The sequence below is a fragment of the Cupriavidus sp. 8B genome, from assembly GCF_054589115.1.
In genome coordinates this window covers 90,418-110,286 of record NZ_BAAILO010000266.1, presented here as the reverse complement: position 1 = coordinate 110,286, position 19,869 = coordinate 90,418, and the positions used below count along the sequence as shown (strand labels likewise).

The window sequence follows — 19,869 nt, the reverse complement described above, 5'->3', positions numbered from 1 at the left end:
TCCAGCGCAAGAGGTACTTGCAGCCGGCGTGCCAGTCACGCGCCGTACAGGCACGCACTGCGCGCGGCCATGTCGTGCGGGTGCGCCACCACATCGGGCAGCCCGCTGGCCAGGGCGCGAATGCCATCCTCGGCAATCAGCGTGGTGACGGGATTGGCGTCGGCGGCATACATCGCTTCGACGCAATAGGCCATGGCGTTCAGGCCGCTGGTGGCGCTGATCGCCGGCGGCAGGGTAAGCGTCAGCTCGGGATCGTAGACCACGCTGCGCGGCAGCACCTGCGCCGAGCGGCCGGTTTTCTTCTCGCCGTTCTCAGTGATGCGTGCCGCCGCTTGCGTCCGGCGCCGGCTGGTAGCGCGCCGCGCCTCAGGCGATGGCGTCGGCGCGGCGGATTGAAGCAATCATCGAGCTGTCGAGCAAAAACTCGCGCGATCTGTCAGGATCGAGCGAGATGGCGTGCATCGCCTGCTGGTTCCGGCGGCGTACTTGCGGGTCGCATTCTTCCATGGCTTTCTTGTTGCGGATGCTGTTCTTCTGCACCACCTCCACGGCAACGGTGCGGCGCTGGCGCGAGTACAGGTCGAGCAGTTCGGCGCCGGCGCGGCCGTGCCAGACTTCGGCCAGCTTGGTGCCGAGGTTGAACGCATCGTGCACGCCGCCGTTCAGGCCGAAGCCGCCGATCGGGTTGTTGATATGGGCCGCGTCGCCTGCCAGCAGGATGCGGCCCCTGACGAAGGTGTCCGCCACGCGCTGGTGCACCCTGTAGGTGCCCGAGTAGGCGAGCGGGAATGCCATGTCCACGCCCAGCGTCTCGCGCAGACGGGCTTGTACGTTGGCCGGCGCCAACAGCACCGCGTCGTCGACATCGGGATCTGCCGGCATGGCAACGCGCCAGAGGTCGGGGCGGGCATCGTCGTACAGCTTGAGCACCACGGCCCAATGTTCGGGGTCGGAAACATAGGCGGTGCCTGTGTAGCCCAGCGCTTCCATCGGCATGGCGACATTGGTGACCAGGAACTTCTCGCGCCAGGTAAAGCCCTCGAAGCCGAAGCCGCCGCTCTTGCGCACCGTGCTGCGGGCGCCGTCCGCGCCCACCACCCAGGGCACCTTCACCTCGCGCGGGCCTTGTGCGGTGCGCAGGTTCAATGTAGCGCTCGCGCCGTCGGTGGAAACCGAGTCCAGGCTTTCGCCAAAGCGAAGTTCGACATGCGGTAACGTGCGTAGCACCTCGATCAGCAGGCTGGAGAGATAGTGCTGCGGCAAGTGGAAGCGGAACGGGAAGTCGGTTAGCGTCGATAGAGTGCCAAGATCGAATTCGGCATAGACGCCCTCGCTACGGTCGCGCATCTGCCAGACCGGAATACGGATGCCCATCTTCGTCAGGGCCGCCTCGATACCCAGCTTGCGGAAGATCTCCAGCGTAGGCGGGTGAAACGCGGCGCCGCGCTGCTCGCGGGCGATTTCATCGGCGCTCTCAAACACGACGCAGGGCACGCCCTGGCGCGCGAGCGTCAGCGCGGTGGTCAAACCAACGGGGCCGGCCCCGACGATCGCGATTCTTTCATCGTATGACATGTTCGGTTCCTTGTATGGGATGGGCATCGCGCTTTGCGATTGCCGTGCGGCTATCGAGGTCGCTAGAATCCTGTGCGCAAGGTACCGGCCAGTCATACGGGTGTCGATACGCTGAATCGCATCGGTGCCATTCGGAAGTTGAATGCGCGCGGCAAACACGGTGCGCGCGGATCGGGTACAAAGGATCTTGCTGCAGCGCCCGCCGCCCGACCGCTGCCGGCGGTGCGCCACAGTCCACACGGGAATCCAGTCATGGCAAAGAATGCCGGTTTCGCCGCCTCGCTCGACCTGCGGCTGCTGATCGTCTTCGACGCGGTACTGCGCAAGCGCAGCCTGACCCAGGCCGGCGACAGCCTCGGCCTCAGCCAGCCGCTGATGAGCCAGTCGCTCAGCAAGTTGCGCCAGTACTTCGGCGACCCGCTGTTCGTGCGCACCACGGCCGGGATGTCGCCCACACCGCGCGCGCGCGAACTGGCGCCGCGCATCGCGAGCGTGATCCAGCTGATGCAGGAGGCCATCGAGAGTCCCGACCAGTTCGATCCTGCCGTCTCGCGCCGCAGCTTCAGCTTTGTCGCCACGGATTTCGGCGCGGCCTTCCTGCTGCCCAGGCTGCTGCGCCACCTGGCGGAGCATGCGCCCGGCATCCGGGTGCGGGCCATTGCCGCACCGCGGCATGGCGTGGAAGAGATGCTCGAAGAAGGCGAGGCGGACCTGGCCATGGGCAGCTTCGCCATTACGCGCTCGCCGTTTTACCAGCGCCGCCTCTACGCGTCGGACTATGTCTGCCTGGCACGGGCCGGCCATCCGTTGGCGCAGGGCGTGCTGAGCGAGGAGGCTTACCTGAACGCCGCGCATGCACTGGTGGCGCCGCTGCCGATCGGCTACGAGGCGCTGGAGCGCTTCCTGCTGGAGAGTATTCCCGCCGAGCGCTTTGTCGTCACGCTGCCCAATTTCCTCACGGTGCTGACCACGCTGCCCAGTTCCGATGCGCTGTTTACCGTGTCCAGGCGTGCCGGGGTGGAGGTGGCGCGGCTGGTCGGCGCCAATGTGATGGAGTTGCCCGTACGGATTCCCGGCTTTGTCGTGCGCCAGTTCTGGCATGAGCGCTTTCACAAGGACCCGGCCAACAAATGGTTCCGCGACCTGATCCACGCCCTGCTGGCCGACCAGGGCGAGGGCGGCGACGAAGCTTGCGCTGCCTGACCCCGCGCATGCCGAATGCCGAATCGGCATTCGGTGTATTCCTTTCCGGCTATGGCCGCGCACCGGCCCGGCTTCCATACTCCAGCCAAGCCCGCCAGCGCCACCGCATCCGGCGCGGCCGGGCGGACAGCCTAAGCTAGTTAAGGAGACGATATGGAAGGCAACCTCATTCGCGGTCTGCATCACATCACGCTGTGCACCAGCACGGCCCAGGGCGACGTGGATTTCTTCGTCAAGGTGATGGGGCAGCGCTTTATCAAGCGCACTCTGTTTTACGATGGCCGCATTCCCATCTATCACCTGTATTTCAGCGATGCGGACGGTACGCCCGGCACGGTGATGACCACCTTCCCGATGCGCCGCACGGAGTTGAGCGGACGCAAGGGCTCCGGCCAGTTCACCGCCATCGCCTACTCGGTGCCGGCAGGCTCGCTGGATTTCTGGCGCGAGCACTTCGGCCGGCACGGCATTGCCATCGTCCAGGAGTCGGAGCGCTTCGGCGAGAAGTACCTGCGCGTGGTGCATGCCGGCATCGATTTCGAGGTGGTGGAGGATCCCACCGATTTGCGCAGGCCCTGGCGCTCCGAGTATGTGCCCGAGCAATACGCCGTGCGCGGCTTCCACAACTGGACCGTGACCGTGCGTGAGCTGGAGGACATGGACACGTTCATGCAGAGCGCCTGGTATTTCCGCAAGACGCTGGAAGACGGCAAGTTCACCCGTTACGAAGCGGGCGAGGGCGGCGCGGGACGCCGCATCGACGTGCGCTACGAGCCGGACCTGCGCCAGGGTACCTGGACGCTGGCCGAGGGCATCGTGCACCACGGCGCCTTCGACGTGGCAGACTACGATACCCAGGCCCGCGTGAAGTTCGATACCGAGGGCATGGGCTTTACCGATTTCTCGGACCGCAAGAACCGTGGCTACTTCGAATCGGTCTACGTGCGCACGCCGGGGGGCGTGATGTTCGAAGCCACCAAATCGCTCGGCTTCAAGATGGATGAGGAGGAAGCCCTGCTCGGCACCGAACTGAAGATCTCTCCGCAGTTCAATGTGTCGCACGACGACCTGCGCAAGCATATGCAGAAGGAGGATCCGATCCATGTCTGATTCGCGGTCCTTCCCGATGATGCGGTCCCTGGCCGCGGAGGTAGCAGCATGATGTCTTTCAAGCTGGTGGGCACGGGCCCACGCAAGGTGATGCTGTTCCCGGGGTTGCTTGGCACGCGCGACGCGTTCGACGACCTGATGCGCTGGGCTGATCTGGATGCGTTCCAGTATGTTGCGGTCGAGTATCGCGGCTATGGCCAGGCGCGCAAGGAGCGCGGCCTGATGACGCTGCGCGAGGTGGTGATCGACGCCACCCGGCTTGCGGACTACCTGGGCTGGAGCCGCTTCGCGGTGGCCGGCCATTCGCTGGGCGCGCTGGCCGCGCAGATGCTGGCGTTGGCGCTGCCGCAGCGCGTGGATGCGATTGTGTCCATCGCCGGCCTCGACGCGTGCGGTGGCAGCAGCGATCCGCAGCGCGTTCGGATGCTGCAGGAGGCCGCGGTGTCGCGGCAACGGCGTGAAGAACTGGTGGCGGCCGGCACTGCGCACCGCTATTCGTCCGCCTTTGCGCGGACGGTGGTTGATAGCAGCTGGGACAACATCGACGGCACCGCTTTCGCCAGCTATGCGCTCGATGCGAGCCGTACCGATATCAGCCAGCAGGTGGAAGGCACGGACAAGCCGATCCTGGTGCTGGTCGGCCAGCATGACGGCAGCAATACGGACGAGGCCGTGCGCGCCACCACGCTCAGGTGGTATCGCAACGCGACGTTGCAGGTGCTGGCGGGGGCCGGTCATTACCCGGTGCTGGAAGCCCCGGCAGCCGCCAGTGCTGCGCTCGAAGCCTTCCTGCTGCGCAACCCGGGCGATGGCGAAGCCGCCGCCAGGCCAGCCTAGCTCGGCGGCAAGCCCGTCGCCCGCGGCTCGATCCATATCTGCAGGCAATGTCCCGCTGTCAGGCGGAGCCCTCCCGGCATCCGTCTGGCTGAAGATCCGGATCGAGTATGGAAAAATATTGGCACTACGCTGCAACGCGGCTCAGGTGCCGCCCCCGCCAGCCCCCTCGGCAGCCCCACTTGGCGACAACGAGGCGGCGGGTGCCGGCGATGCGCACCAAGTTCAGGCCCGGGCCAGCCTGAGGTGTGGCCGGTATAATGTGCGCACAGTGCCATGTGCACAAATCGTTGTATTTGAACTAGAGCAAACTGGAGCGTTTGTGGAGAAACCGAGTCGTGCGATGAATGTCCATCTGGGCGCGGACCTAACGGCTCGCTGGACGGAATACTGCGTGGCCCTTGGTAAATTGCCCGACGCGGCTTCATTGCCGATCTCCACGTGCCACGGCTAGCCTTGCAGGGTGCAATGCCAGCTTGAATGGGCACACGCACATGACCGCATTTCCTACAGTATCTCGACCGGTCACCGGCCACGGTCAATCCGGCATCTCTACGGCTGACCAATGCTAAACCTGGACCTGCGCTCCATGTCGGCGATGACGGGGATGATCAATATCGCCCTGGGCATCATCCTGCTGGCCTTTCGCCGCGCCTATCCTGCCTCCATCAAAGGGTTGCTGCCCTGGGCGCTGGCACCGCTGCTTTGCGCGCTTTCCACCGCCTTCTATGCGATGGACGGGCAGTGGCCGGCCGTGTTCGTCGCGCTTGGCGGTAACGTGCTGCTGCTTTCGGGCTGTGCACTGTTCTACTTCGGCAGCCAGCGCTTCTACGGGGTGCCCTGCACCTGGAAATTCTGGCTCACCCTAGGCATTGGCTGCCTGGCTGGCATCACCTGGTTCCTGCTGGTCCATCCCGACTACCGGATCCGCGTGTTGCTGCTTACCACGGTGCTGGCGGCAATATGCCTGACCCATGCGCGGATGACCTGGCAGCACGGCCGGGGTTTTGCGCCGCGCTTCATGGCAGTTGTCCTCGCTTTCCAGGGGCTGGTCCTGCTGATGCGGGCAGCGACGACGCTTTTCCAGGATGCCGTCAATACTCCGCGGTTTTCCCCCTCGGCTATTCAGACCACGTACATTGCGGCGTATTGCTTCGCGTCGCTGTTCGTCTGCCTTGGCCTGCTGCTGACCGTGAGCGAGCGGTTGCGCGCGCAGTTCGAGTACCTGGCGCAGCGCGATGACCTGACAGGGGTACTGAACCGCCGGGCTGTGATGCACGCAGGTAGTAGTGAACTGAAGAACCGGCGCGGCAGCGGCCAACCACTGTCGTTGCTGCTGATGGATATCGACCACTTCAAGCGCATCAATGACCAGCACGGACACTTGGTGGGTGACCGCGTGCTGGCTCATTTCGCACAAACCGTGGGCCAGGCGCTGCGCTACACGGATTATCTCGGCCGTTTTGGCGGCGAAGAGTTTGTCGTGCTGCTGCCGAATACCGGCATGGAGGCCGCGCTTGCCATGGCCGAGCGCGTGCGGCAGGCAGTGGAGCAGCAATCTGCCATCGCGGGGCAGCCCACCTGCACGGCAAGCCTGGGGTTGGCCAGCATCGAGGCCGGGGAAGCGACCCTTGACGAATTGCTGGCGCGCGCCGATTTGGCGCTGTATCGCGCCAAGGCTGATGGGCGCAACCGTGTTGAGGCAGGCTGAGCCGGGGCTCCCGCATTTCAGTAGGCGCCGGTCACTTGCCCGTGGTTGCCAGCACGCCGAAGTGAGCTTTTTTGGGGGCTTCGCCGATTTACGGGGAAAGGGGTTGTTGCTGGTCTGCTTGGGCGGTGGTGCTGGCGGATGGTATTGGCTATTGAAGTGAAGCGCACAAAATTAATCGGTACGGCCTTGTGACACCGGGGTGTCAGCGCGAATCACACAGCGTTTCGGCACGCTAGCGCGGCTGCATCAGCGATAACGAGAAGGGAAATCCCGGGAGGCCTCGCCAATATTGGCTTGCAGCCCGTTGCGTTTATTTGACATAACCTTTATGCGGCTGTAGCCGCTAAGCCGCCAGATCTTGCGGCGGCGGCGGTATCAACAGGATTGCGCCGCCAGCTTGGCGAATCGCCACCAGGGGCAACTGGCGAACAACCGGAGACTGTGCCGGGCCTTGCGGCGCGGGCGCTCGGCCTGATGCGGGACAACCATGTGGAATTTGGCTCGATCCCAGCCTGCGAGAAGCTGCGAGCTCCATTGCGTCGGGCTGGCCGAGGAGACGGTACGTAGGCTTGATGCAGCGCGAACGCGGCCTTTGATCGCACAGCCCGACGCAGAAAACCGGATCACGCACAGCATGCTCATCTCGCCGAACGCATCGAACGAAACCAGGAAGCGGCCGGGCACGGTCTGGGTCACCGGGCTATCGGGAGCGGGCAAAACCACCGTCAGCCTCGCGCTGCACAAGCGCATGCTGACCGCAGGGCACCCGGTACTGCTGCTCGATGGGGATGAAATGCGCGCCGGCCTCAATCGCGATCTCGGGTTTTCGCCGGAGGACCGCACGGAGAACATCCGCCGTGCCGCCGAAGTAGCCCGGCTCGCCAATCGCAGCGGCCTGTGGGCGGTGGCGGCATTCATCTCGCCGCTGCGCAGCCAGCGCCAGCAGGCGCGAGAGATTATCGGCGGGGACGCGTTCCTTGAAGTGTTTCTCAGCGCCAGCTTCGCGGTGTGCTCGCAGCGTGATGCCAAGGGGCTCTATGCCAAGGCCTCGGCCGGGCAGATCAGCCAGTTCACCGGCCTGAGCGCCCCGTACGAAGCACCGCTTGCGCCTGACGTGGAGATCGATACCGAAGTCGTTGGACCGGAGTTGGCGGCCGATTGGATATGCGAGGCGTTGGCGCTGCGGGCATCGCCGGCGTGAGCTGAAAGCGGCCGTTGATCATCTGCACAAGGCGTTGCAGAAGGCAGCTTGCGGGCTGTCGCGGTGCCTTAAATTGGTGAGCGACGGTATCCCTCCATCGCCAGAGCAGAAAACCAACGCATTGCCGCTTAGTCAGCCCCCGCTTTGGCGCGGTCTCCTAATTTGGGACGCTATGCTTTTCTCCTATATATGTCTAGTTGAGGATTGCTTTTTCTTTTACTTATAGCTGCCTTCTGGCGGCCTCCCGCATCGAGCGGGCTTTTTAACACCCCCGCCGGCGGCGCCCGGGTGGATGGCTCTCGCATGATGCTATCCCCTCAGAGCGACGAGGATGCAGAGCAGGCCGGCAAAGTAGATCCGTTGTTCTATGGCGGGGCGGTCCTCAGTGGTGCAGCGCGCCCGATGTGCGAAAAATGGACTCGACTGTTGGGAGGGGGCGAAACGTACCCCACGGCTTGGAGAACCGTCCGACCCTCAGTTGTCCGTCGGCGAGCGGTTGGTGGGAACCGGTGCAAAGTCGAAATGGGCGGCGGCATACACGGCATTGCACGCCGATACCTCTTCCCGTCCTTATAGAAGGTGACCCATTTCCCGTCGCTGACGCATTGGGCGCCGGGAACAACCTCCTCATGGCCGTTTGGACCGTCCGGCGGGAAGGGCGCGTGTGGCGTGGCCCAGTAGTGGCCCGTGGCAACTAGCTGTCGCGGCCGCGCACGGCCGCAGTTCACCCTTTTTCCTGCGGCCTACGCCTTGCCAGGCTCGCGCCCCTCGGCCCCAGCGACGCGACACTCGCGGCCAACCCGCGCGTCACCGCGGCCATGCGACCATAGTCAAGCGTCGCGGGGACATCGTGCGCGGTGTGATAGTGCGGATTGCGCAGGTAGGCGGTGTCCGTCACCATGACGGCCGGATAGCCGAGGCGCCAGAAGGAAGAGTGATCGCTCAACGCGACTCCGGGTACCCACCACGGCAGCGCCGCTGCTTCGAGCGGAAAACTGGACGAGGCCTGGAACGCGTCGACGATCCATCGCAGCCGGCGCGCCGAGCGAAGATTGGAAACGAAGGCGATAAAGTTGCCGCGCGCCGGATAGAAGTAACGTAGTAGAGGTGGATACCTTTGGGTGCCAGGTTCGTCCTGGTAGTAGCCCAGCATCTCGAGCGAAAGCATCAGGCGAATGCGATCCCCGCGCAGCCGCGCGGCTCTCGCGTACCTCAGGCTGCCCATGTCCCCGCGGAAGAAAAACGGCGCTTCCTCGTTCACGAACGCAACGCAGCGCACGGTGTACCGGGGCGAGAGAGCTTGAAGCATGCCCACGATCTCGAGCAGCGCGGCGACGCCGCTGGCGTTGTCATCGGCCCCGGGGCTGTTGCGCACGGTGTCGTAATGCGCGCCCAGTACAATGAATTCGTCGGCCTGAACGCAACCTGCGAGCGCAACCTCGATATTGGCGCAGGCGACGCCTCGCACCTGATAGTCCTGACGCGTCACTGCACAGCCACGCCTGGTCCATTGCTGCACGATATAGTCGGCTGCCGCGTGCAGCGAGTCCGGCCGGAACACGTTGCGTTCGCCGATGTCTCGGGCAAGAACTTTCACATGGCGCTCCAACGCCGCAGCCAGGTCGGGGACGTGCGCAGTCAGCATGCAATTCGCTCCCGAGACCGGCCATGCACCGTGATCAACACATCAGCAGGATCGTTGCCAACTCGCCGGGCGTCGCCGTTTCTACTGCGCGGCGAGCCGGGTTGGCGCAAAAAAAAACATCCACCCCCGCAGAGACACGAGCCCGACAAATCCGGCCGCAACGGGAACATTATGCACTTCGGCAACGGTGCCAGCCACGGGAGAGACATTGCCGCGGTACTGAATGCGATACATGCAGGATACAAGTTGACGGACAAGTCGAAAGCGTCTCACGACCCCTTTTTCCGAGTTCTCCGACAGCGCATTTCGCCGCGCCGGTCCCCACGCGAGTTCAGGCGCAGGACCGATTCATCAGCCTTGGTGTGACGCAAAGTCCAGAGGCCGTTGCCGCGGCCGGTTGCCGAAGCCCCGCCGCAGTGCTAGGCTGATAGCGTCATCCTCCCGACCGGGCGGAGGCAAGCAAATGGTCGAAGCTTCCGGACTGAAGGCGGGCATGGTCATCATGCTCGACGGCGAACTCCACAGCGTCGCCAGCGCCGAGCACCACGCCGGCGGCGGGCAGCAGGGTGGCGCGGTGTTCGCCAAGGTCAAGAACCTGAAAACCAATCATGCCAAGGCATTGCGGTTACACCCGAGCGACAAGCTCGAGGACATCGCGCTCGAACATAAGGAGATGGAATATCTATACACCGACGGCGTCGCCTTCTACTTCATGAATCCCGACACCTTCGACCAGATCAGTCTGCCCACGGTAACCATCGGCGCATACGAGAGGTTTCTCCAGCCCAATATGCGGATCCCGGTGCAGCTTCACGAGGGCGAGCCGGTCACTATCGCATTTCCCCCCGCTGTCGACTTGACAGTCGTCGCCACGCCGCCCGGGTTGCGCGAGCATGAAACCTCTACCTTCAAGACGGCCACGCTCGAGAACGGCATGGAAGTTCTCGTTCCCCAGTTCATCAAGGAGGGCGACACCGTGCGGATCGACGCCGCATCAGGGAAATACCTTGAGCGCGTCAGACGTGAGGCACGAAAGCCCTGACCGCTACGGCCTCTATCCAGGCTCTGTACGACATTAATCGAACGACCGCTCTCGAAGAGACCGAGCTGCGGGTGAAACGACCGCTGCACGAGGGCACAGCGCCAAATTGGTCCGTAGCGTGTTGAACACGGAAAACTGTCGGTTTGGCTACCCGCCCAGCGCCGCCATGTTCAACCGATGCGAGTGGCCGATCCACATGGCGGCGTCGCGATGATCGCGCAATGCGTCGCCCGTGTTCGGATGGAGAAATATATCCAGCATGCCGTGGTTCAGCGTCAGCCATTCGACAATGCTAGCGATGCGGAAGATCAGTTCGTTCTCAGGCATCCAGTGCATCCACTCGTGGCGGTCGAGCAACGCGACAGGCCTGTTCTTCTTCTCATCGAGGACGTAGAAGCGTTCCCACCCGGGCAAGACGGAGCAGGATTTCATATTTTAATGGGAGGCGGCGAGCAGGACGCCGATCGCGCAAACTGCCGCACGTCAAGCGGAAGCAATGCCGTACGTCTTGACGGCGGCGAAGTGAAAATAGCCCCGGCGGGTTGGACCGGGGCTGTCGGGTAGGTCAGTGCAGTTGACGCTTCAGGTCAGAAAGTTCAGAATGCATCGAACTGACTGCATCCTTGATCCTGGCGTCGAGACCGCCGGCCTGTTGGCAAGCGCGCTCTGCACGATCACCGATCCGTTCAAGATCATCGACGCACTGCCGGATCCGATCCTCATCCTTGGACGACATGACCTTCTTTGCCGATTGACATTCCTTATCGAGCTCATCCACCCAGTTCATCAAGTCTTTTGGAATCGCCGTGTCGGCGTGGCAGGTCCGTGAGGCCTCGCTGATGGTTTGCTGCAGATGAGTAAAACGCCTTTGGATTTCACTGGCTTGCAACATGATGCCCCCTTCTTGAACATCAGTTCCAGATGAATTCAGGCAGCAGATGACGGTGTGTTGCCCGTGCCATCGTCATTCGCCCGCTTCAATCGACTGCCGGCGACGTTGCATTGCGTCAAAGCGGCACGTGAGCACGCGAAAGACGTTCTTTTAGTGTAGGTCATAATCGCTCGCCTGCTTCGATGTGTCCCCGAGGCGCTAGCCATCAGGTTTCGGATGTGACGCGACGAAGCGGTCACTCGCCGTGACGGCTACCGGGAAAGTGCAAATGACCGCAAAGGCTGATGATGACCGGCCGAACGCTTATGCCCCACTCCAGGCTGACTTCTGCTGGAGGTACTTCAGCAGCCTGCCAGGTTTCACGCTGCTATCCGTTCTCAATCGCCGCGGAATTGGCGGCTGGCGAATTGATAGCGATTCCCGTTGAAAACCCTTTACTCCAGAATCAGCGCCGGCACCGGGCCGATCAGGTGGCGTGCGTCTTCGGGATTCGCGGTTACAGGATGGAGATTTCATTATCCTCTTGAGGGTGAACTGATCTTAACCCCACTTTGGCGCGCTCTCCCTTTTGAGGGTGGTCGACGGTGAACCATGTCACCGTGGCCATTCATGAAATTACGCGCAGCAAATTATTGCCCGCCGCGGGTCTCCGCAAGTGCGATCGTCAAGTGCTGCACCTTCTTTTTCAGCTGATCCCGCTCTTCTGTGAGCTCTGTAACCAATAGCGTCAGGCGGTGAATTGCAAGTTGATCGGGTGTGGCGTCGCTGGGTGGGGGCGCCGGTTCAGGCTTGACTGGCAGTCGGGCCTCGCGCACCTGTCTCGCCACCTGGCGCAGTTCCTTCTTGCCTCCAGCAACAGCCGCTACCTGCTTCTCGCCAGGCAAGGAGGCTACGGCAGCCGCAGCATTAATAGAAATCACGCCCGCCTTTACTGCGCTGACCAGCTCGGGCGCAGCCGTCTTCTGGATTCTCTCGATCTGACCAAGCGTCGCACTGCTCACCCGCGCCGTGCGCGCAACCGCCTCGCGAGTCCACGCTGGATCGGCCCCGGATTGCGTGGCGACATCAGCCCCGGCAGGCTTTGCAGAGCATTGCTGGGCTCGCGCATGTGCCAGACGCGCGGATACGATTTCCTTCTTCCGCAGAGCGAGCACGCCTCGTTGGAAATCCGATACGCTGCGCCGCCCGAGGTGATTGTCGATCATCCACAGGTGCACATCGTCCATGGACTGGAACGTCTGGTTCTGTACCGTATTGAAAGGGATGCCGTGCTTCTGGCAGATGCTGTGGCGGTTATGTCCGTCCACAAGAAGATTGCCCCACAACACCAGTGCATCCCGGCACCCTTCGGAGAGTAAGCTGCGTTCTAGTGCCGCGTATTCGTCTTCTGTCAGTGGATCGATATAGGCACGGAGGTCTTCGTTGATAGTGATCGTCATGGGCCAAACAAAAAAACGGTAGCACAGTAGTTTACACGCTGCTGCCTTCTTCAAGCCGTGTGGCAATCCTGCATTCTTCGGAAGCCGCGCCAGAATACCGTACGTTGCTTTGCGCGCCATACTTCAATGTATGCTTTGGGACTCGAAGCGCTTGCTGCACATGGGGCGGAATCCGGCCATGGGCGGCCTCTCATTCCCTAGAAGAGTCGATCGGTCTTCCGTCCGCTCCCCGCCGCATGCGCCAGTGCGGTTTGCGCGGCGCCATGCGCGGCAAGGCGGTGCGCACGAAGATTGGCGACAAGATGGCTGCATGCCCGCTGGATCGGGTCAACCGGCAGTTCCAGGCACAGTGGCCAAACCAGCTGTGGCGGTTCACTCGCAAGCCAGCCACCAGCGGCCATGGCCATCAAAGCGCCGCGTTGCACCTTCTCTGAGATCCGATTTCACCGGTCAGCCAACTCCACTGACCACTGAAAAGGGGATTGATTCACGACCCCGTCAATCGCGCGAAACAGGTCGGGCTGCCCGAGGAGACTTCGTCCGTTCGAGCGAGACCCCAGTACCTCGGATGCTCGCAGAGTCGGGCGACCGAGGTGCGGCTGCGACTCCTGGCGGAGTTGGCCGGCACACCGGGCGGCGTGCGCTAAATGTGTCCGGCGAGCACATTGGCAGGGTATTCAGCCGTTGCTATCTACCCAATGCTTAGCCCATCCATGAGCTGCTGCCTTAGCCTCCTCCGGCGTGGGATAGGTGGTGCCTACAGCGCCGGCCTCCAGGACAACGGCACCGTCCTCCCAAATATCGCAGGATGCTTTGTACAGACCGCCAGTGACCACGTGACAAAAAATGTGGATCACGTGGCCCTTGAACTCAAAGATGTCGGTTGCCAGGGCATCAGATCGTTTGCCGGCGCTACTCGCTTCGTCAGCCTGCCGAATGCTGGCGTCGTCATGCGCCCCACCAGTGATCTGCTTCTGGCTCTGGCGCGCGAGTGCAAAGCATGCCCCCGCGAGCGCAGCACCAAGTACTACGCCAGCGCCGAACCAACTGATCCGAGCCTCGAACCGTGGCATGTCGGTCTCCAGAGAAGGACGCCGCAGGTACGTCTTTAGTGAATCCTAGCATCACCGAAGTAGCACAACGAACCATCGAATTGACCTGCAGAACTCGAGAGGCGAAATGACCACAATCTTCATTCTATTGGCGCAGTATGGGGCAACCGCCGTGGTGCCCATCGACATGGTGGCGCGGGACTACTTCTCGCACCTGAGCGCCGAGAAGCTATTGCGCAAAGTCAGCCAGGGAGAAATTCGCCTTCCGGTCGTACGAATTGAGGCGTCGAACAAGAGCGCCAAGGGCGTCCACGTCCAAGATCTAGCGAAGTACATCGATGAGCGCCGGGCTGCAGCGCAGAAGGAATGCGAACAACTTTGTGGCTAACGAGCGGGGCGCGCTGTAGGCGAATCCACCTAACATCCGGCTCACGGCGGGGCGCCCCGCCGGGTGGATCCATTACGCAGCAAGGGAGCGCGGGCAGTTCTGTGGCCCCAGCCCGCCACCGCTGCATCGAGCGGCGCAGTGCCAGATTGGCCCATCCGCCATCGACAGCCGGGCGACACATTCATTAAGTTCACGACCTCAGTCCCCCTCAACCCGCCCGCAATTCCGCCCGCACCGAATGCGCCCGCCGATGCGCGCCCGGCGTCTGGCCCGTATGGCGGCGCACCAGGTTGCGGAAGGCGGACATGTCCTGGTAGCCGCATTGTTCGGCAATGGCGGTCAGGCTGAGCGTGGAGACTTCCAGCAGATGGCAGGCGCGCTCAGCCCGCAACCTGTGCAGGAACTGCAGCGGCGACATGCCCACTGTCTTCATGAAATGCCGCAGCAGTGTGCGTTCGCTGGTGGACGCCACCGCTGCCAGCCGGGACAGGTCATAGGGCTCGGCCAGATGTTGCTGCAGGTAGCGGCGCGCGCGCAGCACCACGCTGAGGCGCGGGGCATCGCCCGTCTTCAGCCAGATGTTGACTGCCTCGCCGCGCTCGGGCTGGTCCAGTAGGGCATTGCCCAGCGTACGGGCCAGAGGGTTGCCGGCGATATGCGCCACCGCCTGCAGCAACAGCGCATGCATGCGATCCAGCGCGCGGGAACTGAGCAGGTTGCCGCTCTTGACCACTGGCTGGTCGGCCTGCAACCGTCGCGCGGGTTCGCTCAGCCGCATCCAGTTGGCAATCAGCCACGGCACCGCCAGCTTGCGCTGCGCCGGCAAATCCATGGCTACCAGAAGTGCCACTGCCGTGAACGGCGCCACCACCAGCGCGCCCCGCGTAGCAGCTGCCGCAATGGCGGCTCGTTCGCGGTCCAGTAGCGACAGCACATGTTCGAGCCCGGCGATGTGGTCAAACAACGGTGGCGCGATCACCACCATGGCGTCCTTGCCTGCGCCGGCCAGTTCTTCCAGCGGCACGCACGGGCAGCGCAGCACGCTGGCCAGCGCCTGCCAGCGTTGCGGCTCGGCTACCGCCAGCCGCCAGCGAAAAGGCGCCGCCGTGCCGCGCCGCCGGCTTTGCATAGAGGCCAGCGTGTTGGCAATGTCCAGCATGTCGACCGCGGTGGAAAGGGCGGAGACAATGGCCGAGGGGTAGCACAGCAGATAGGCGTCCGACATGGCGCGGCGGGTTGTGGTTGGGAAGGTGCCTGCCCGATGGCGGGAACGCCACCAATTGTGGCGGAATCCGCTCTACCTGTCACGGCCCCGATGCCCGACCATGTCAGTGGCACCCTGGCGCGTCGCCTCTTGGCGCGCAACGTTCCACGGGCCCAAAGAGACAAGAACGAGGAGACAACACAATGAAGCAATGCATCATGCGCGGCGCGACCGCACTTGGCGGCGCCGTGCTGGCGGCCGCCACCCTGGGCGGCTGCGCCACCGCAGGCAGCGACAGCGCCAACTGGAGCGAAAGTGGCCTCAACGCCGAGATCCGCCGCACCGCCTACGGCATTCCCCATATCAAGGCCAACGACTACGCCAGCCTGGCCTTTGGCATGGGCTACGCATACGCGCAGGACAACGTCTGCCTGATGGCCGACCAGGTCGTCACGGTCAGCGGCGATCGCTCGCGCGTGTTCGGCCCCGACGAAACTACCGAGGTGTCATTCAAACGCATCAAGAACAGCGAATCCGACGCATTCTTCCGCGCCATCATCGACGACGACGCCCTGCGCGCCGGCTACGCGCAGGCCTCGCCAGAGGCGCGCGAACTGCTGCGCGGCTATATCGCTGGCTACAACCGCTACCTGCGCGATACCCCGCCCGCCCAACGCCCGTCAGGCTGCCGCAACGCTGACTGGGTGCGGCCCGTTACCGCCATCGACATGTTCCGCCTGGCCGAGGAGAAGAGCATCCAAGCCAGCGCCGGCGCGCTGGCAGCGGGTATTGTCGCCGCTGAGCCGCCCAAGGCCGTGGGCAGTGCCAAGACCGCGCAGCAGGCGGGGGCGGTGGACATAGCCAGCATCGACATCGAAGCCGTCAACAACGACCTGCAGCTGCTGGATCCGCCCATCGGCAGCAACGGCTGGGCCTTTGGCAAGGACGCCACCACTAACGGGCGCGGCCTGCTGCTGGGAAATCCGCATTTTCCGTGGACCACCACCAATCGCTTTTTTGAAGCGCACCTGACCGTACCAGGCAAGCTGGACGTCATGGGCGCGTCCATTGCATCGTTCCCCATCATCAGCATCGGCTTCAACAAGGACGTGGCCTGGACGCACACCGTGTCCACCGCCCGCCGCTTCACGCTGTATGAACTGAAACTGGCCGAAGGCGACCCCACCACCTACCTGGTGGACGGCGCGCCGCGCAAGATGACCCCGCGCACCGTCAGCTATGCGGCAAAACTGCCCGACGGCCGTACCGAGCAGCGCTCGCACACCTTCTACATGACCGAATACGGCCCGGTGCTGTCCATGCCAGCGGCCGGCCTGCCGTGGTCCGCGCAAAAGGCCTACACGCTGCGCGACGCCAACCGCAACAACACGCGTTCGGTCGACACCTGGCTTGATATCGGCCGCGCGCGCGACGTGGCTGGCATCCGCACCGCCATTGGCCGCCTGGGCATTCCGTGGGTCAACACCATTGCCACCGACCGCGAAGGCCGCGCCATGTTTGCCGATGTATCGGTCGCGCCCAACGTATCGGCCGCCATGCTCAAGCAATGCGCGCCGGCCGGCGACAGCGCCGTGCTGGCCACCAAGCTGATGCAGGGCACCGGCATGGTCCTGCTGGACGGCACGCGGGCTAGCTGCAACTGGACGGTGGACGCGGCATCGCCAGTACCGGGGCTGGTGGCCCCCAACGCCATGCCCATGCTGGTACGCGATGACTTTGTCGCCAACAGCAATGACAGCTCGTGGCTGTCTAACCCCAGCCAGAAGCTGACTGGCTTCTCACCAGTGCTTGGTCCCACCGAAGTTGCGCAACGCCTGCGCACGCGCGTTGGCCTGATGGAAATCGGCCGCCGCCTCTCGGGCGAGGACGGCCTGCCCGGTAACCGCTTTGACGTGCCTGGCTTGCAGGCCGTGCTGTTCCGCGACCGCAACCTCTCAGGCGAACTCGTGCTGGATGACCTGCTCAATGCCTGCCTCGGCACCAAAGACGCGGACCTGAGCGACGGCTGCGCGGCGCTGCGCAAGTGGAACCGCCACAGCAACCTCGACAGCCGCGCCGCGCCGCTGTTCCGCGAATTCTGGATGCGCGCCAGCAAGATCCCCAAGGTCTACGCCATCGAGTTCAACTCCACCGATCCGGTCAACACCCCGCGCGGACTGCGTATGCGCGATGAGTCTGTTCGCACAGAGGTCTTCAAGGCACTGAAGGACGCCGTGCAAGCCATGCGCGCCGCCGGCTTTGCGCTGGATGCGCCGCTGGGCCAAGTGCAGGCCGCCACGGCGCCGGCTGGCCGCATCGCCCTGCACGGCGGTGAGGAATATGAAGGCGTGCTCAACAAGCTGCAAAGCCGCCCGGTGTCGGACAAGGGTCTGCAGGTCTACTTTGGGACCAGCTACGTGCAGACCGTAGGCTTTGACGAGCAAGGGCCGGTCGCCGAGGCGCTGCTGGTGTACGGCCAGTCTGTAGATCAGCAGTCGCCGCACGCTTTTGATCAGATGGCGGAGTACTCCGCCAAGCGGTGGGTGCGGCTGCCGTTCAGCGAGCAGACAATTGCGGCGGACCCGCAGTTGAAGGTAACGCGGCTGAGCCAGTAAGCCGGCGGCGTTGGGAGCGGGCCGGCCGGCCCCGCGCCGCCATCGATAGGCGATGTCCGCCCGCCGTCTGTTGACGTAAGACGGCGATGCCTGTCCTGCCCGCTGGCAGGACAGGCCGGCTGAGCGGCCAGAGACGTAGAACAAACTGACGAATGCCGACTGCCGAGCAAGCCGCGACCCTTACCTGTCAGGGGAGACCCCTCGATGAACCTTTGTTGTTGGTATTAAAAATGAATATTTTATGCTTAAAGAGTATTGGCAAATTCGCGTAACCGTCGGACGACGGTGAGCGTATTTCTTGTCAGGCGATTGCCTCAGAAATTCAGGGATCTGGGGAGATGGCGCGAAGTGACGTTGTTCAAGGCGATACCAATCCGATCGTCTTTTGAGGTCTTATTCTTATTCTTAGCCAATCTAAAATATATTCGGATTTCGTATCTACTGACCATCACCGCTTTTACGAAATGCTGGAGAAAAATCAAGAAAAACGATTGACCCCCGTAGTGAGAAACGGCGTCTGCCAGGTGCCACTGGCTTTCCTAGTCTCGACGCCTCTGGGTGTCGCTCGGCAGTTCATTGAAGCGCGCCGCGTAGTAGGCCGCGAAGCGACCTAGATGCCCGAACCCATACGCCAGCGCGGTCTCGGTGATGCTGGCGCCGGGATCAAGTAGCAAGCGCGTGCGCACGGCGTCCAGGCGCGCGTTGCGCAACAGTTCCATCGGTGCGATGCCGGTATAGCGATGGCATAGGGTATTCAGCGTGCGGCAACTCACTCTGGCAACGCTGGCCAGATCCTCAAGCGAGACCGGCGCGCAGAGGTGGGACTCGATATATGCGATGACGGCGTCCATCTGGCGCGTACCGCGGCTCGCGTGGGCATCGTCAGTCTCGCTTGGCAGCATGGTGTGGTCACGAGAGGCGGTCAGCGGCGCAACTTCCGCCGGCTGGTGCAGTAGCAGGAACAACGCCAGGTGACGTTCAAAGTGGTCTACCCACTTGGCATGCGCGGCTGCGTCAGCGGCGGGCGGGAGCAGGTTCAGCATCGAATGCGCGAGCAGTTCCCAGTGCGTTTCGAGCGCTCGCGGCAGCAGGAAGCCCGGCACCAGGTCAATGCGTTCGTCTTCTTCGCATGCCATGGCCTCGCGCAGCAGGCTGTGCGGAACCCGCACGATCATCTGCTGGTTGCCAGGGCTCCAACGCAGGCGAATGCGTTCCTTCGGTGCGAGCACGGCAGTGCGTCCTTCCGCAACCCAGAGGCGATGCCCATCGCATTCGATCTCGGCGCCGCCGTGCAGGGAGGTATGGACCAGTACAAAATCATCGAACGGGCGTGCCGAGACTTCGACTTCGGCGCCATAGCGTAGCGCGTAGGTTTTCAAGCGGTAGAGTTCGCCCTTGAACATCGCGGCATCCGGCGCGCCAGGTTTCCACCGCAGGACATGGTCGGCGAGTTCGCGGGCGACCTGCTCGTGCGCCTCGACGTGCACATCCGAGTGGAAGAGCGGATTCCTGTACAAGGCCGACAGGGCGGGGGTCCGCGGCGAGAGTGGCATCTTTTGTCCCCATTCTGACTTTACGGCAGATTCCATGCGACGCATAAGACGCTAGCGCCGCAGCGCTGCCTGGTCGCATTCACTGTATCGCCAAGTAGCGTACGCGAGGACCGGATCGCCTTTCATCCTGGAACCGCTACATAAGACCCAGATTCATTGACTAGGGGTCGGTCGCCCCTCTTATGCGCCTTATCTTGCCACAGCGCCCGCGGCAGAAGTAGTGCCCGTGCGAGGCTGTAACGCAGCTTTGCCGGAATCGGATAGACGCCGGCAGCATCGCTGCCGTTATCGGATAGCCCCGCCGCGAATCGCAAGAAGCGGACTTGCCCGCGCCACAAGTTCACCATTTCCGGATAGTCCGCGGCACGGCGGATTTCTACACTGTCTCCATTCGATAACACACAT

General features: G+C 63.2%; 17 protein-coding genes and 2 pseudogenes. 9 read left to right on the top strand and 10 right to left on the bottom strand.

The features are described from left to right. Positions 1-38: 38 nt before the first annotated feature. Together ACYP5B_RS26650 and ACYP5B_RS26645 are read right to left on the bottom strand one after the other, a co-directional pair. Positions 39-320: pseudogene (locus ACYP5B_RS26650) on the bottom strand (maleylacetate reductase); the annotation flags it as partial. A gap of 46 nt (positions 321-366) precedes the next feature. Continuing rightward, a complete protein-coding gene (locus ACYP5B_RS26645; protein ID WP_459571694.1) occupies positions 367-1,575 on the bottom strand; it encodes an FAD-dependent oxidoreductase in 1,209 nt (402 codons plus the stop codon). 252 nt (positions 1,576-1,827) lie between these two features. Here ACYP5B_RS26645 and ACYP5B_RS26640 point away from each other — a divergent pair, with 252 nt between their 5' ends. The 4 genes from ACYP5B_RS26640 to ACYP5B_RS26625 all read left to right on the top strand — a co-directional run bounded on the left by ACYP5B_RS26640 (position 1,828) and on the right by ACYP5B_RS26625 (position 6,433). Then, positions 1,828-2,778: a LysR family transcriptional regulator gene (locus tag ACYP5B_RS26640; RefSeq protein WP_459571692.1), complete on the top strand. Its 951-nt coding sequence runs from the start codon at positions 1,828-1,830 to the stop codon at positions 2,776-2,778. A 153-nt stretch (positions 2,779-2,931) separates the two neighbouring features. Further along, entirely contained in the window at positions 2,932-3,888 is a 957-nt protein-coding gene (locus ACYP5B_RS26635; protein ID WP_400102511.1) for a VOC family protein, read from the top strand. Between the two features lie 48 nt (positions 3,889-3,936). Beyond that, a complete protein-coding gene (locus ACYP5B_RS26630; protein WP_459571691.1) occupies positions 3,937-4,725 on the top strand; it encodes an alpha/beta fold hydrolase in 789 nt (262 codons plus the stop codon). Between the two features lie 673 nt (positions 4,726-5,398). Further along, positions 5,399-6,433 carry a GGDEF domain-containing protein gene (locus ACYP5B_RS26625; protein ID WP_459571690.1) on the top strand — a complete coding sequence of 345 codons (1,035 nt, stop codon included), beginning with the start codon at positions 5,399-5,401 and terminating at the stop codon, positions 6,431-6,433. 375 nt (positions 6,434-6,808) lie between these two features. Here the strand turns inward: ACYP5B_RS26625 and ACYP5B_RS26620 are convergent, their stop codons facing one another. Continuing rightward, complete coding sequence (locus tag ACYP5B_RS26620) at positions 6,809-7,129, bottom strand: hypothetical protein (protein ID WP_459571741.1); 321 nt, start codon at positions 7,127-7,129, stop codon at positions 6,809-6,811. On the opposite strand from ACYP5B_RS26620, the gene cysC reads away from it, so the two are divergent. Further along, entirely contained in the window at positions 7,068-7,634 is a 567-nt protein-coding gene (gene cysC / locus ACYP5B_RS26615; RefSeq protein ID WP_459571689.1) for an adenylyl-sulfate kinase, read from the top strand. The two genes, ACYP5B_RS26620 and cysC, sit on opposite strands and share 62 nt — an antisense overlap. 724 nt (positions 7,635-8,358) lie before the next feature. On the opposite strand, the gene ACYP5B_RS26610 is transcribed toward cysC, so the two are convergent. Next, positions 8,359-9,279: a M28 family peptidase gene (locus tag ACYP5B_RS26610; protein WP_459571688.1), complete on the bottom strand. Its 921-nt coding sequence runs from the start codon at positions 9,277-9,279 to the stop codon at positions 8,359-8,361. A gap of 463 nt (positions 9,280-9,742) precedes the next feature. Here ACYP5B_RS26610 and ACYP5B_RS26605 point away from each other — a divergent pair, with 463 nt between their 5' ends. Next, on the top strand, positions 9,743-10,321 hold the full coding sequence (locus ACYP5B_RS26605; RefSeq protein WP_400094252.1) for an elongation factor P: 579 nt from the start codon (positions 9,743-9,745) through the stop codon (positions 10,319-10,321). 147 nt (positions 10,322-10,468) lie between these two features. On the opposite strand, the gene ACYP5B_RS26600 is transcribed toward ACYP5B_RS26605, so the two are convergent. The 3 genes from ACYP5B_RS26600 to ACYP5B_RS26590 all read right to left on the bottom strand — a co-directional run bounded on the left by ACYP5B_RS26600 (position 10,469) and on the right by ACYP5B_RS26590 (position 12,652). Further along, positions 10,469-10,753, bottom strand: a complete 285-nt coding sequence (locus ACYP5B_RS26600) for a DOPA 4,5-dioxygenase family protein (protein WP_459571687.1) — start codon at positions 10,751-10,753, stop codon at positions 10,469-10,471. 133 nt (positions 10,754-10,886) lie between these two features. Next, positions 10,887-11,213, bottom strand: coding sequence for a hypothetical protein (locus tag ACYP5B_RS26595; RefSeq protein WP_400094244.1), 327 nt, complete (start codon positions 11,211-11,213; stop codon positions 10,887-10,889). 629 nt (positions 11,214-11,842) lie between these two features. Beyond that, positions 11,843-12,652, bottom strand: coding sequence for a hypothetical protein (locus ACYP5B_RS26590; RefSeq protein WP_400094240.1), 810 nt, complete (start codon positions 12,650-12,652; stop codon positions 11,843-11,845). A 230-nt stretch (positions 12,653-12,882) separates the two neighbouring features. On the opposite strand from ACYP5B_RS26590, the pseudogene ACYP5B_RS26585 reads away from it, so the two are divergent. Then, positions 12,883-13,020: pseudogene (locus ACYP5B_RS26585) on the top strand (IS3 family transposase); the annotation flags it as partial. Positions 13,021-13,329: 309 nt separating this feature from the next. On the opposite strand, the gene ACYP5B_RS26580 reads toward ACYP5B_RS26585, so the two are convergent. Beyond that, positions 13,330-13,725 (bottom strand): hypothetical protein, encoded by a 396-nt coding sequence (locus ACYP5B_RS26580; RefSeq protein ID WP_459571686.1) that lies wholly within the window; start codon positions 13,723-13,725, stop codon positions 13,330-13,332. Positions 13,726-13,831: 106 nt separating this feature from the next. On the opposite strand from ACYP5B_RS26580, the gene ACYP5B_RS26575 reads away from it, so the two are divergent. Beyond that, entirely contained in the window at positions 13,832-14,092 is a 261-nt protein-coding gene (locus ACYP5B_RS26575; protein ID WP_400094236.1) for a pyocin activator PrtN family protein, read from the top strand. Positions 14,093-14,300: 208 nt separating this feature from the next. Here ACYP5B_RS26575 and ACYP5B_RS26570 read toward each other — a convergent pair whose 3' ends face one another. Next, positions 14,301-15,317, bottom strand: a complete 1,017-nt coding sequence (locus ACYP5B_RS26570) for a helix-turn-helix domain-containing protein (protein ID WP_400094235.1) — start codon at positions 15,315-15,317, stop codon at positions 14,301-14,303. 182 nt (positions 15,318-15,499) lie between these two features. Between ACYP5B_RS26570 and ACYP5B_RS26565 the strand changes: the two genes are divergently transcribed. Further along, positions 15,500-17,911: an acylase gene (locus ACYP5B_RS26565; RefSeq protein ID WP_459571685.1), complete on the top strand. Its 2,412-nt coding sequence runs from the start codon at positions 15,500-15,502 to the stop codon at positions 17,909-17,911. Between the two features lie 539 nt (positions 17,912-18,450). On the opposite strand, the gene ACYP5B_RS26560 is transcribed toward ACYP5B_RS26565, so the two are convergent. Next, entirely contained in the window at positions 18,451-19,464 is a 1,014-nt protein-coding gene (locus tag ACYP5B_RS26560) for an AraC family transcriptional regulator (protein ID WP_400094232.1), read from the bottom strand. Between the last annotated feature and the right edge of the window lie 405 nt (positions 19,465-19,869).

Coding starts and splice junctions, on each gene's coding strand:
- ACYP5B_RS26645 (WP_459571694.1), bottom strand. CDS start 1,575: ATGTCATACGATGAAAGAATCGCGATCGTCGGGGCCGGCCCCGTTGGT.
- ACYP5B_RS26640 (WP_459571692.1), top strand. CDS start 1,828: ATGGCAAAGAATGCCGGTTTCGCCGCCTCGCTCGACCTGCGGCTGCTG.
- ACYP5B_RS26635 (WP_400102511.1), top strand. CDS start 2,932: ATGGAAGGCAACCTCATTCGCGGTCTGCATCACATCACGCTGTGCACC.
- ACYP5B_RS26630 (WP_459571691.1), top strand. CDS start 3,937: ATGATGTCTTTCAAGCTGGTGGGCACGGGCCCACGCAAGGTGATGCTG.
- cysC (WP_459571689.1), top strand. CDS start 7,068: ATGCTCATCTCGCCGAACGCATCGAACGAAACCAGGAAGCGGCCGGGC.
- ACYP5B_RS26610 (WP_459571688.1), bottom strand. CDS start 9,279: ATGCTGACTGCGCACGTCCCCGACCTGGCTGCGGCGTTGGAGCGCCAT.
- ACYP5B_RS26605 (WP_400094252.1), top strand. CDS start 9,743: ATGGTCGAAGCTTCCGGACTGAAGGCGGGCATGGTCATCATGCTCGAC.
- ACYP5B_RS26600 (WP_459571687.1), bottom strand. CDS start 10,753: ATGAAATCCTGCTCCGTCTTGCCCGGGTGGGAACGCTTCTACGTCCTC.
- ACYP5B_RS26595 (WP_400094244.1), bottom strand. CDS start 11,213: ATGTTGCAAGCCAGTGAAATCCAAAGGCGTTTTACTCATCTGCAGCAA.
- ACYP5B_RS26590 (WP_400094240.1), bottom strand. CDS start 12,652: ATGACGATCACTATCAACGAAGACCTCCGTGCCTATATCGATCCACTG.
- ACYP5B_RS26580 (WP_459571686.1), bottom strand. CDS start 13,725: ATGCCACGGTTCGAGGCTCGGATCAGTTGGTTCGGCGCTGGCGTAGTA.
- ACYP5B_RS26575 (WP_400094236.1), top strand. CDS start 13,832: ATGACCACAATCTTCATTCTATTGGCGCAGTATGGGGCAACCGCCGTG.
- ACYP5B_RS26570 (WP_400094235.1), bottom strand. CDS start 15,317: ATGTCGGACGCCTATCTGCTGTGCTACCCCTCGGCCATTGTCTCCGCC.
- ACYP5B_RS26565 (WP_459571685.1), top strand. CDS start 15,500: ATGAAGCAATGCATCATGCGCGGCGCGACCGCACTTGGCGGCGCCGTG.
- ACYP5B_RS26560 (WP_400094232.1), bottom strand. CDS start 19,464: ATGCCACTCTCGCCGCGGACCCCCGCCCTGTCGGCCTTGTACAGGAAT.